This window comes from Nocardia spumae (genome assembly GCF_020733635.1).
Lineage (GTDB): Bacteria > Actinomycetota > Actinomycetes > Mycobacteriales > Mycobacteriaceae > Nocardia > Nocardia spumae.
The window spans coordinates 654,191-666,481 of the sequence record NZ_JAJFZL010000001.1 but is presented as its reverse complement, the minus strand read 5'-3'; the positions used below and the strand labels follow the sequence as shown (position 1 = coordinate 666,481).

Below are 12,291 nucleotides of genomic sequence, written 5' to 3'. Positions count from 1 at the left end.
CGAGACGACGTTCGAACGCTCAGCCCACGAGCGCGACAGCCGCGCGGGCGATCGCCAATTCCTCGTCGGTCGGCACGACCAGCACCGAGACCTCGGCTCCGGGCGGTGAAATATAGCGCGCCACACGCTCTTTCGAATTGTTGGCCACCGGATCGACCTCGATCCCGAACCGCCGCAGCCCCGCCAGCGCGTCGGCGCGGACCCGGGCGTTGTTCTCCCCCACCCCGGCGGTGAAGGTGATCGCGTCCACCCGGCCCAGTTCCACCAGGTAGGCGCCGAGGTAGCGGCGCAGGCGATGCACGTAGACGTCGTAGGCCAGCCGCGCGGCGGGATCGCCCGATTCGATGAGGGTGAACAGGGCACGGAAGTCGTTGACCCCGGACAGACCCTTGATACCCGAACGGCGATTGAGCAGTTCGTCGATGCCGTCGATATCCAGTCCGGCGGTGCGGGCCAGATGCACCAGGATGCCCGGATCGAGATCACCGGACCGGGTGCCCATCACCAGCCCTTCCAGCGGCGTGAGCCCCATACTCGTATCCACCGCCCGGCCACCCCGGATCGCCGACGCCGAAGCGCCGTTGCCCAGATGCAGGACGATCTGGTTGTGTGTGGCGGGATCCCCGCCGATCAGCTCGGAGACCCGGCCGGAGACGTATTCGTGCGAGGTCCCGTGGAAGCCGTAACGCCGAACCCCGTGCGCCGCGGCGATACCCGCGTCGATGGCATAGGTCTTCGCGGCATCGGGCAGGCCGTGGAAGAACGCGGTGTCGAAGACCGCGACCTGCGGGATATCGGGCAGCAGGGCGCGTGCGGACCGAATGCCCGTGACGTTGGCCGGATTGTGCAGGGGCGCCAGCGTGGACAACTTGTCGATGGACTCCACCACCGCGTCGGTGATCAGCGTGGGCTCGTAGAAGACCTCGCCGCCGTGCACCACCCGATGCCCGACCGCGGACAGCGCCGCCCCGGTCAGATCGTGGCCGCTGCTCGCGAACAGATCGAAGACCACCCGCAGACCGGCGGCATGATCGGCGATCGGCCCGGTGTGCTCGAATGTCCTTCCGTCACTGTGATGTTCGACCGTGATCTCGCCCGGATCCACCGATTCGCCGATCCGCGACACCATCCCCGAGGCCATGACCTGCGCCGAATCCGGATCCAGCAGTTGATATTTGATCGACGAGGACCCCGAGTTGATCACCAGTACCTGCATCGGCCCGCGATTGTCGCTCACTGCGCCTCCTGCATCCCGCGGGACACCCGCACCCGGTCGGCACAGCAAGCCGCTGCGCGATTGTCGCTCACTATGCCTCCTGGCGGCTCTGCGCCTGGATCGCCGTGATGGCGACGGTATTCACGATGTCCGCCACCAGGGCGCCGCGCGACAGGTCGTTGACCGGTTTGCGCAGGCCCTGCAGAACCGGTCCGATCGCCACCGCGCCGGCGCTGCGCTGGACCGCCTTGTAGGTGTTGTTGCCGGTGTTGAGGTCCGGGAAGATGAACACCGTGGCGCGGCCGGCGACGTCGGAATGCGGCAGTTTGGTGCTCGCGACCGCCGGTTCGATCGCGGCATCGTATTGGATCGGCCCCTCGACCGGCAGCTGCGGCGCCCGCTGGTGCACGAGTTCGGTCGCGGCACGGACCTTGTCGACATCGACCCCGGTGCCGGATTCACCGGTGGAGTACGACAGCATCGCCACTCGCGGTTCGATGCCGAACTGCGCCGCCGTGCGCGCGGAGGAGATGGCGATATCGGAGAGCTGCTCGGCGGTCGGATCCGGGACCACCGCGCAGTCGCCGTAGGCCAGGACCCGGTCGGCCAGGCACATCAGGAAGACGCTCGACACTGTCGAGACCCCGGGTTCGGTCTTGATGATCTCGAACGAGGGCCGAATCGTATGCGCGGTGGTGTGCGCGGCACCGGAGACCATGCCGTCGGCGATGCCCTTGTACACCATCATCGTGCCGAAATACGAGATGTCGGCCATGAATTCGCGTGCCCGCTCGACCGTCATCCCCTTGTGTGCCCGCAATCGGGCGAATTCCTCCGCGAACTCACCGCGCAGCTCGCTGGTGCGCGGATCGAGCACCTGGGCCCCATCGATATCGAGCCCCAGTTCGGCCGCGCGAGCGCGCACGGTGGTCTCGTCGCCGAGGATCGTCAGTTCCGCGATCTTGCGCTGCAACACCCGTCCCGCCGCGCGCAGAATGCGATCGTCGTCGCCTTCGGGCAGCACGATCCGGCGCGGATCGGCCCGTGCCCGCTCCACCAGCTGGTATTCGAACATCTGCGGGGTGACCACCGACGGCACCGGAACCTCGATGAGCTCCAGTAACTTCCGGCTGTCCACCCGCTGCTCCATCAGCGCCAGCGCGGTGTCGATCTTGCGAATACTGCTCAGCGACACCCGGCCCCGGGTGTGCGCGGCGGCACTGGCGGTGTCGAATGTGCCCAGCTGCGTGGTCAGGATCGGCAGCTTCGGCTTCAACCCCTCCATCAGCCGGGCGATCGCCGGATCCGGCAGCATACCGCCGTTCATGATGATGCCCGACAGTGACGGAAAACCTTCCGCCTCATGGGCGTTCACCAGTGACAGCAGCACGTCGGACCGGTCGCCGGGCACGATCACGGCCACCCCGTCGGTGAGTCGTTCCAGGATGTGCTCGGCCGTCATCCCACCGACCATGACCTCGAGCGCCTCGCGTTGCAGCAGCTCCGGATCGCCGGAGTACACGGCGCCGCCGATGGCCTCGCACAGTTCGTTCATCGTGGGGGCGGTCAGCAGCGGGACCTCCGGCAGCGTCCACGATGGGCAGTCCAGGACACTCAGCGCGGACCGCACATCCTCGAGCCGGTCGGGATCGCAGCGGTTGACGATGATCGCCGTGGACCGGGCGTGCTCGTATTCGAGTTCGGCCTCGCACACCCGGGCGACCTGCACGACCTCCTCCGGACTGCGGCCGGCCCCGCGCAGCACCAGCAGGATCGGCGCGCCGAGGTTCACCGCGATGCGCGCGTTGTAGCGCAGTTCGCTGGGCCCGGCGACATCGGTGTAGTCACTGCCCACGATCACCACCGCGTCGCAGGCCTTGGCGACGTCGTGGAAGCGCATGACGATATCGCTGATCGCGGCGTCCGGATCGGCGTGCACCTGTTCGTAGGTGACGCCGACCGCCTGCTCGTAGTCGATATCGGCGGTGCAGTGTTCCAGCAGCATCTCGAGGATGTAGTCACGGCCGTGATTGGAGCGCGTGATCGGCCGGAACACCCCGACCCGCGGGGTGGTCGCCGACAGCATCTGCAACATGCCCAGCGCAACGGTGGATTTGCCGGTGTCACCTTCCAGTGACGCGATGTACACGGTGGACGGTGCGGTCTCGGCCATGGTCCCGAGCTTAGTGAGCCGCTCCCGGGGCGACACTGTCGCAACCCCACAACCGACAGATGAGCGCTTCGGACATTCTGATGCGCGAATCAAGCATTGTCCGACTCACCCGCGGCGAAATAGCCTATCCACAAGGGTGCCGCCGAGCATCCCCAGCACACTCACCCGACAGTGCTCCCGGGCCGAGAACCCGCCGGAGCCGAGCGAAGGCCGACAACAATGCAACTCGGTACGTTCCTGCCCACCTCCACCCCCGATCCCGAGCATCCGATCCTGGGCGATATCCGCGCCGCCGCGCGCCTGGCCGAGGAGGCCGGCCTCGATTCGGTGTGGTCCACCGACCATCTCCTCGCGAGCGCCCCGATCCTGGAGAGCACCGTCACCCTGGCCACCGCGGCGGCGGTCACCGATCGCATCCGGATCGGCTACGGCGTCCTGCTGCTCGCGCTGCGCCCCGCCGCGTGGGCGGCCAAGCAGATCCAAGCCCTGCAGTATGTCTCCGGCGACCGGCTGCTGCTGGGCATCGGCACCGGCAACCCGGCTCACGGCGATACCGGCTGGCGTGCCGCCGGCGCCTCTTTCACCGACCGCGGCCGCCGCACCGACGAGAGCTTGCGCATTCTGCCCGATCTGATCGCCGGGCGGCCCACCGCTCTGCCCGACGGCACCGAGTTGGCCCTGTCCCCCGCCGCCGCCGTGCCTCCGATCCTGGTGGCGGGCAACGGGCCTCGCGCCATGCGCCGCGCCGCGGAATTCGCCGGCAGCTGGCTGGCCATCGGTATCACCCCGGAAGAATCCAGCACCGCGGCGAAACAATTGACCGAATCGGCCGAGCGGTACCAGCGCCCGGCGCCGACCGTCTCGGTGGTCGCTCCCCTGCCCGAGGACCTCGCCCAAGCTCGTGACCTGGTCACCGCCTATGCGGAGGCGGGTGTCGAACACCTCATCGCCCCGCCCCGCGACGCCGACTGGCGGACCGGGTACGAATTCGTGGCGAAGGTGAAAGACGCTCTGCGGCAGCGCTGATCGGCGACTACGCGCCGAGGAACGGCAGCGCGACCGACAGGAAGCCGTCGGGGTCGGAGGAGAACACCACATGCCCGGCATCGAATTCGGCGATCGAACCCAGCGTCGCGGGCAGGAGCCTTCGGCGCACGATCGGGTCCCGGATACTCGCGGGCACCCTGGCTCCCTCGGGTGTTCCGGCGCGATACCCCGCCTCGAGCCCGGCCATCCGCACGGCGCTGGATCAGTACCTGACCACACGGTGATGATCCGGCTCGGCCGCCCGGCGGGGTCACCACCATCGTGCCCCCGGCCGCGCCTCGCTAAAATTCCTTCATGACAGCACAATTTCCGGATCGGCAGTGGGGTTCGCGGACCGGCCTCCTCGGGCGTACGGCGAGCGCGTTCGCCGCGACAAGGCTCGGATCGCAGGTGGTGCGCTCTCTCACTCCGCTGGATCGGAAACTGTTGCAGCGCACCGATGCTCGCTACACCGTACTCGGCCCGATAGGCGCGCCGGTGATCCTGCTGACCACCACCGGACGCAAATCCGGGCAGCCACGGACCTCACCACTGTTGTACGTGCACGACGGCGACACCCTCTACGTGATCGGCAGTAATTTCGGCCGAGCCCGTCATCCGGCGTGGACGGCGAATCTGCTGACCACCCCCGAGGCCACGGTAACCATTGCGGGACAGCGCATTCCGGTGCGAGCGCGGCCGGTCGAGGACGCCGGACACCAGCGGGAGATCTTCGACCGTTTCGTCGAGACCACCGAGGCGTACGCCGCCTACCGCAGCCGCACGACTCGCGATCTGCGGATATTCGCGCTCACCCGGGAGTGACACCGAGGTCCCGCGGCCATCGCCGCTCACACGATCCGGCGATTGCCCAGATACACCCGCCCCGCGAAGGTGCGGATCGGACTACTGCCGAAGTCGAGTGACCACAGCGGATTCGCGTTCGCGCCCGGCGGCATCACGGTGATCAGGCCCTGCCCGCCGCGTGGCACGACCACCACCCTGGCGCCGTCCGTGGCCCAGGGAACCTGGTTGTTCGGCAGCACACCGCCCTCGGCGGTATACGCGTCGAACCACGCGTATTCGAGCTCGTATTTCGATTCGAGGTCATCGGAGCCCGACTCCTCGGTGGTGTCCCAGCGCAGGAGAACCTTGCTGCCGGTACCCGCGACCGACACCTGATGGCCGTAGGTCGCCTCCTTCGGCACCTGCCTGGACCACAAGAGGGATCCGGTGGCCGGATCGAAGGCGGCGAGCAGATCGCCGCGCATCATCATCGGCAGTGCCGCAGCGGTATCGGGCTCGGCGTAGCGCTTGTCGTTGCCGTTCGGTGCCGGATCGTCGCCCTGGGTGGCATACGGCTGGCTCGCGACCACGCGCCAGCCGGATCCGGCACTCGCGCGTTTCGTGCCGTCGAGGGTGTAGAAGTCGGCGTCGATCGCGAACCCGCCGGGAAACGCCGTCCAGTCCGGAGCCCAGACCGTCAGGGGGTCAGCGTTTTTCGGAGTCAGCTGGTACACGACCTTGCCGGTTTCGATAGCGCGCAGTTCGAAGCTCGCCTTCGAGAACGGATCTCCGGAGACGGCATCGCGCTGCAGGGACACCACCCCGGACCCGTGGACCAGGCCGGCTTCGATGCCCTCCGCCTGCCAGATCACCGCGCCGGTGGCATCGGCCGCGATCACCGAACCCGATTCGCTGTCCTTGCTTTCGGGTTCGAAGATGGCGAAGGTTTCTCCCGCCGCGACGATTTCGGTGGCAGCGCCGAGCCTGCCCGAAACCACTCCCGCTTCGACGTCGACGAAAACCGTGGCGTACGAGTCCGAGGTGACATCCCGGCTGCCCGCGGCGCTCTCACCGTACTGCGTCCGGCATCCCGCGTAGCGGCCCGAAGCGGTGAACACACACTCGCCGAAGTGGGCTGGACCCACATCGACGCTCCGCAGGACGGCCCCGGTCTCGGCGTCGACGACGACAAGGGTGTCGGTTCGACCGTTACGCCCGTTGTAGAGCACCACCTTGTCCGAGCCGCCGACCGGCTCCTCCGACGCCGGCACCGCCGCCTGCCATCGCGGACCGGTGGGTTGGACGCCGAGATCCGGGCTCTGCGCGGTGACGAGGGCGCGGGGCATGGCCCGGGCGGCATCGGTGGGCCCGACCGCGTCGGATTCGCTCGACCACAGCGCGAAACCGGTCACGACCGCGGCGACCACCACGACGAGTGCGCCGAGTCCCAGCCAGGGCCCGCGCCGCGACCCCGCCGAGGAATCGCCGTCCCGGATCACCGTCGGGATGGCCGCTTGCGGCCCACCGGTCATGAGCGGCACCGCGTCTCGCAAAGGCCCCGCGGAGCGTAGCGCCGTGCCCAGCGCCGCCGCGAACTCCGGCGAGGTCGCGAACCGGTCCCCGGGGCGTTTCGCCATCGCGCGCGCGAACACCCGGTCCACCTCGGGGTCCAGCTCCGGCCGTGCGGTCCGCGCACTCGGCGGCGCGGCCGTGGCATGCCGCAGGATCACCTGACCGGGATTGGCGTCGGCGAACGGCGGCGTGCCGGTCAGCAGGTGAAAGATGCTGCAGGCCAAGGAATACTGATCGCTGCGGCCGTCCAGCGGCTGCCCGCTCAGCTGTTCCGGCGAGGCGTAGTTGATCGTGCCGATCATCATGCCGGTACCGGTCAGATCCGAGGCGTCCGCGACCTGGCGCGCGATACCGAAATCGGTCAGCAGGATATCGCCGGCCCGGCTCAGCAGGATATTGGCGGGCTTCACATCTCGATGGACCAGCCCCTGGGCGTCGGCGCGGTCCAGCGCACCCGCCACCGCATCCGCGATCCGGGCCGCCTCGGACGCGGTGACCGGACCGTTCGCCCGCAGCCGCTGCGCCAGATCCACCCCCTCGACCAGTTCCATCGCGATCCACAACCGGCCCTGATCCTCGCCCCGGTCGTACACCTTGACGATCGCCGGATGCGACAGTCCCGCGGCCAGATCGGCCTCCCGTTCGAACCGCGCTCGGTATTGCGCATCCGCCGAGAACTGCGCTGCCAGCACCTTTATCGCATCGGACCGGGGTAGCCGCGGATGCCGGGCCACGTACACCTCGCCCATCCCGCCCGCACCCAGCAGTCGTTCGATCACATAACCGGCGAATACCTCTCCCGGATGCAACATGCGTCCCTCCTCCGCCGAGGAGACTACCCAGTTGTCCTTGCGCGAGGGCGGCCGATCCGACAACGAACCGACCGGAGGGCCACCCCGGCACGGTCGAGTGCGGGGCCGCCCGGACGATCGTCGTCCGGTCGATCCGTAATGTCTGCCACGCGACCGTTGTAACCTGTGGGTTCAATGCGGCCATGGGTACGGCGGGTCCTGTTCCCCGCGACTGTTCGCATGGCCGTCGGGGTGCCGCGCCAGTCCGCGCATCGACGGCGTGCCGCGCTCTGGGCGTGGTGCGGAGTCGCTCCACGGAGTGCGCCACATTCCCGATGCCGCCTGGCGCGCAACCGGTCGCGGACGCTCGCGGGGGATCATCGGCCCCGGCATCACCCGGGTCGGGGCGGGTCGCGCGGTGCCGAGCACCGCGAGACCGGGCGCCGTTCGGTGCGGTCGATACGGCGCGATCACGATCGGTGGGCGGCGTTCGATGTCGTCGATGCGGGCCGTCCCGGATTCGATACGTGCACCGAGTTCTTCGAGGCGCCGGGTGAGGGCATCGATCCGCTCCGCCAGGTGGTCATTTCCGTGTTTCGCCTCGTCGAGGATGCTCTGGCCGGCGGCGAAGGCCACGTCGAGCTGACCCAGGGCGTATTCGTCGGCGGCGGGCCCCGGCGGCGGTCCGATCGCGGCACCTCGATCGACCCGGGCGATCACAGCTGTCACCGCCTCCCGCCCGCGCGCCGAGATCTCCCCGCTGCGCCGTGCCAAGGGCGCGAGTTCACGGTCCAGTGCGGCGAATTCACTGATCGAGGCATCGAGTTCGGCGACCTTGCCGGGGTAGGTGTCGATTCCGCTGCGGCCGGGGCCGGCGATCGCGGCGGGAGTCTCCGGTACGGCAGGGGCCCGCCCCGTACCGCTACCGAAGCCGCGCCACACACCGCACAGATAGCCGGGAAGTTCGCGATACAACTTCGCTACCGACGCTGACAGTTGTTCCGGCATAACGAGATTCGCCATCTCGATCGGACATCCGCCGTTGCCGATATCGGTTACCCGCACCGGCATCGGCGTGCCCGGCGTGGACGAGCGCGACTGCGGCGAGGCCTCGTAAGCGGCGAATCCGGCGCCCAATGCGGCGATCGGACTGGCCTCGTACTTGTTCCACGGCAACAACGCTTTCGCCGCGACCCGGTCGACCCGCCTGGTGGCCGAGCCGGACAGCGCCTTACCGGCGGCGCGAACGAGCCCATCGCGCAACAGTTTTCCGCCCAGGTCTGCGGCCCACGCACCACCCGCGCCGCCGATCCCCGCGACGGCGGCCTCCTCCAGCGCCCGGCCGGCGCTCTTACCATCGCCCAGGGTCGCACCGGCGTAGGTCGTCAGCGCACCGCCGAGCATCGCACCCGGTGGCCCGAGAAGTGCGCCACCTACCGTCGCACCCACGACCGCGCCGGCATCGGCCCAGGTAAAACCGAAAATGCCCACATGCCGAAGCTATGTGGGCATACTCGCGAAACAGCCGGCCGCAACGAGTCCTTGATGGTTGCCGCGCCGGGTTTGACGGGTTTCGGTTATCGGGTGTGACACACCCCGCAGGAGATCAGAGTGCGCGCAGACGCGGTGCCAGATCGCGGGCGAACAGATCCAGGAAGCGGCGCTGATCATGGCCGGGGGCATGGAAGACCAGATGGTTCAGACCTGCGTCCAGATACGGCTTGATCTGCTCGACCGCCTGATCCGGATCACTGGCGACGATCCAGCGCTTGGCGATCTGCTCGATCGGCAGGGCGTCGGCGGCGGCCTCCATCTCGATCGGGTCGGTGATGGAATGCTTCTGCTCGGCGGTCAGCGACAGCGGCGCCCAGAACCGGGTGTTCTCCAGCGCCAGTTCGGGATCGGTGTCGTAGGAGATCTTGATTTCGATCATCCGATCGATATCGTCGAGGTTGCGGCCCACCTTCTCGGCCCCCTCGCTGACGGCCGGCATCAGTTTCTCGGTGTAGAGCTCCATACCCTTACCCGAGGTGCAGATGAAGCCGTCGCCGGCGCGACCGGCGTAGCGGGCCACGACCGGGCCACCGGCGGCGATGTAGACCGGGATTCCGGCCGGCGGCACGTCGTAGATGGAGGCGCCGACAGTCGTGTAGTACTGGCCCTCGAAGCTGACCCGGTCGCCGGTCCACAGCGCACGCATCAGATCGACCGATTCCCGCAGCCGGGCGAAACGCTCCTTGAACTCCGGCCACTCGCCCTGATATCCGGTGGCGATCTCGTTGAGCGCCTCACCGGTGCCCACTCCGAGCATGATCCGGTCCGGGTACAGGCAGCCCATGGTGGCGAAGGCCTGTGCGATCACCGCGGGGTTGTAGCGGAAGGTGGGGGTCAGCACCGAGGTACCCAACTGGATCCGAGAGGTCCGCTCACCCACCGCGGTCATCCAGGCCAGGGAGAACGGCGCGTGACCGCCCTGATGCCGCCAGGGCTGGAAGTGATCGCTGACGGTCGCGCTGTCGAGCCCGTGTTCTTCGACCTGGACGCCGAGCTCGACGAGCTCACGTGGTCCGAATTGTTCTGCCGACGCTTTGTACCCGAGCTTGAGATCACTCACTGCGTCTCTCCTGTTCGCCGTCCGTGCCGGGACCGGCTCCCGGGCGGGAGACGGCCACATCGACCGAGTGCAGCGCTGGCCGGGTATCCCGAAATTCCACAGCGCGGCAAGCTGCGGTCGCCCTTCGACCATAGTCAGGGCCGAAATGGACACGTGTACACAGCCCACCTACCGGCCTCCGCACCCCGGCGCGGGCGATAGCCCACAATTGTCTGGTGACTGCCGACAATGAGCCGATCCTGTCCTACCTGACCGATATGGACGGGGTCCTGGTGCACGAGGACCATCTGATACCGGGCGCCGACTCGTTCCTGGCGGAGCTGACCGAGCGCGAGATTCCGTTCCTGGTGCTGACCAACAACAGCATTCGCACGCCGCGTGACCTGCAGGCCAGGCTGCGCCGGATCGGACTCGACATTCCGGCAGAGTCGATCTGGACCTCGGCCACCGCGACCGCGACCTTCCTCAACGATCAGCGGCCGGGCGGCACGGCCTACGTGGTGGGCGAGTCCGGGCTCACCACGGCCCTGCACGAAATCGGCTACGTCCTCACCGACAGCGATCCGGACTACGTGGTCCTCGGTGAGACTCGCACGTATTCGTTCGAGGCGATCACGACCGCGATCCGGCTGGTGGAGCGCGGCGCCCGGTTCATCGCCACGAACCCCGATCCGACCGGGCCATCCCGCGAGGGCGTACTGCCCGCGACCGGATCAGTGGCCGCCCTCATCACCCGCGCCACCGGACGGGATCCGTATTACGTCGGCAAACCGAATCCGTTGATGATGCGGTCGGCACTGCGGCAGATCGGCGCGCATTCGCAGTCGGCGGTGATGATCGGCGACCGGATGGACACCGATGTCATCGCCGGCCTGGAGGCGGGCATGCGAACCATTCTGGTGACCTCCGGCATCTCCACCCGGACCTCGATGGAGCAGTACCCGTACCGCCCGACGACGGTTCTCGATTCGGTGGCGGATCTGGTGGGCCGCACCGGCGACCCGTTCGCCGCCTGACCTATTCGGGGCGGCCCGCGCCGGAGGGTTCGATGACCTCCAGCGCCGCGGACAGCTCGGTCAATGCCGCCACGATCTCCGCGAACCGTACCGAACCGAGCTCGGCCGCAAGACGTTTCGCCAAGGTCGCGTGATGCGGGGTGATGCGCCGCACCGCGTCGTGCCCCGCCTCGGTGATGGCGATCAGTTTCGCGCGGCGATGAGCCGGATTGGGCCGATACTCGGCGAACCCCTTGTCCACCAGCAGATCCGCGATGCGCTGCACACTCTGGCGAGTGATACCCATCTCCCGCGCGATGCCCGAGACGGGCAGGGGTTCGTGCAGCACCGCGCCCAGCACCTGCCACCACGCGGCGGTGATGCCGGCCGGTTTCGCCAATTCCTCTGCGACAGACATGAATTGGCCGTTCAACTTGAAGGTGGTGATCGCCGCCGCGGAGAACAGCTCCGCATCGTCGCGACTCACGCCGGCGCCTCGGCCCGCGCCTGTAATGCGTAGAAGCCCTGGGGATCCCGGTCGGCGTAGAGGCGATACCACGCGTCCAGCACCTCCGGCTCGAACAGGTCCAGCCGAGCGAAGACGTGCCGCGCGAAGTCGATCGGCGCGATGCCCGTCGCGGTGATCAGGTCCCCGTCGGTCACCGCGGGTTCGTCCACATAATGCCCCGCCCCGGAATATCCGGTCGAGGCCAGATATTCGGCCGCGTTGCCGGTATGTGGCCGGGCATCGAGCAGACCCTGTCTCGCCAGGCCGAAGGTCGCGCCGCAGATGGCCGCGACCGGCACCCCGGCGGCCAGGAAGTCGCCCGCCGCCCGGGCGAAGGGCAGCAACCGCTCCCCCTCCCAGCTGTCGGCGCCCGGCAGGAGCAACATGGCGCTGTCGCCGGGAGAGAGCTCGTCCAGTGTCAGATCCGGGACCAGCCGCAGACCACCCATCGTGGTCACCGGTTCGGCGCCGAGACCGACGGTGCGCACCTGCCAGGTGCCGGGTTCGCGTTGCATCAACGGCCGATTGACACCGGCGGTGACATAGCCGGGCTCCCAATCGGCGAGCGTGTCATAGATAGCTACATGTACGGTTCCACCCATGACAGTAT

The 12,291-nt window shown here is 68.2% G+C and carries 11 protein-coding genes; 3 read left to right on the top strand and 8 right to left on the bottom strand.

Features of this window, described 5'->3' with window-relative positions:
* Positions 1-19 precede the first annotated feature (19 nt).
* Together LKD76_RS02780 and pta are read right to left on the bottom strand one after the other, a co-directional pair.
* Positions 20-1,216 (bottom strand): acetate kinase, encoded by a 1,197-nt coding sequence (locus tag LKD76_RS02780; protein ID WP_227985067.1) that lies wholly within the window; start codon positions 1,214-1,216, stop codon positions 20-22.
* Positions 1,217-1,307: 91 nt separating this feature from the next.
* Positions 1,308-3,389, bottom strand: coding sequence for a phosphate acetyltransferase (gene pta, locus LKD76_RS02775; protein ID WP_227979355.1), 2,082 nt, complete (start codon positions 3,387-3,389; stop codon positions 1,308-1,310).
* A gap of 219 nt (positions 3,390-3,608) precedes the next feature.
* On the opposite strand from pta, the gene LKD76_RS02770 reads away from it, so the two are divergent.
* Positions 3,609-4,415: an LLM class flavin-dependent oxidoreductase gene (locus LKD76_RS02770; protein WP_227979354.1), complete on the top strand. Its 807-nt coding sequence runs from the start codon at positions 3,609-3,611 to the stop codon at positions 4,413-4,415.
* 7 nt (positions 4,416-4,422) lie between these two features.
* On the opposite strand, the gene LKD76_RS02765 is transcribed toward LKD76_RS02770, so the two are convergent.
* Positions 4,423-4,572, bottom strand: coding sequence for a hypothetical protein (locus LKD76_RS02765; RefSeq protein ID WP_227979353.1), 150 nt, complete (start codon positions 4,570-4,572; stop codon positions 4,423-4,425).
* 158 nt (positions 4,573-4,730) lie between these two features.
* On the opposite strand from LKD76_RS02765, the gene LKD76_RS02760 reads away from it, so the two are divergent.
* Positions 4,731-5,240 carry a nitroreductase family deazaflavin-dependent oxidoreductase gene (locus tag LKD76_RS02760; protein ID WP_227979352.1) on the top strand — a complete coding sequence of 170 codons (510 nt, stop codon included), beginning with the start codon at positions 4,731-4,733 and terminating at the stop codon, positions 5,238-5,240.
* Between the two features lie 26 nt (positions 5,241-5,266).
* On the opposite strand, the gene LKD76_RS02755 is transcribed toward LKD76_RS02760, so the two are convergent.
* The 3 genes from LKD76_RS02755 to fgd form a co-directional block, all read right to left on the bottom strand.
* The gene (locus tag LKD76_RS02755) at positions 5,267-7,585 is read right to left on the bottom strand and encodes a serine/threonine-protein kinase (protein ID WP_227979351.1); all 2,319 of its coding nucleotides are present in this window, start codon (positions 7,583-7,585) and stop codon (positions 5,267-5,269) included.
* 171 nt (positions 7,586-7,756) lie between these two features.
* Positions 7,757-9,055, bottom strand: coding sequence for a hypothetical protein (locus LKD76_RS02750; protein WP_227979350.1), 1,299 nt, complete (start codon positions 9,053-9,055; stop codon positions 7,757-7,759).
* 115 nt (positions 9,056-9,170) lie between these two features.
* Positions 9,171-10,238, bottom strand: coding sequence for a glucose-6-phosphate dehydrogenase (coenzyme-F420) (fgd, locus tag LKD76_RS02745; RefSeq protein WP_255659605.1), 1,068 nt, complete (start codon positions 10,236-10,238; stop codon positions 9,171-9,173).
* Between the two features lie 197 nt (positions 10,239-10,435).
* On the opposite strand from fgd, the gene LKD76_RS02740 reads away from it, so the two are divergent.
* Entirely contained in the window at positions 10,436-11,194 is a 759-nt protein-coding gene (locus tag LKD76_RS02740; RefSeq protein ID WP_255660811.1) for an HAD-IIA family hydrolase, read from the top strand.
* 1 nt (position 11,195) lies between these two features.
* Here the strand turns inward: LKD76_RS02740 and LKD76_RS02735 are convergent, their stop codons facing one another.
* Complete coding sequence (locus tag LKD76_RS02735; RefSeq protein ID WP_227979347.1) at positions 11,196-11,660, bottom strand: MarR family winged helix-turn-helix transcriptional regulator; 465 nt, start codon at positions 11,658-11,660, stop codon at positions 11,196-11,198.
* The gene (locus LKD76_RS02730; RefSeq protein ID WP_227979346.1) at positions 11,657-12,283 is read right to left on the bottom strand and encodes a type 1 glutamine amidotransferase family protein; all 627 of its coding nucleotides are present in this window, start codon (positions 12,281-12,283) and stop codon (positions 11,657-11,659) included. The genes LKD76_RS02735 and LKD76_RS02730 overlap by 4 nt, the downstream gene beginning before the upstream one ends.
* Positions 12,284-12,291: the final 8 nt, after the last annotated feature.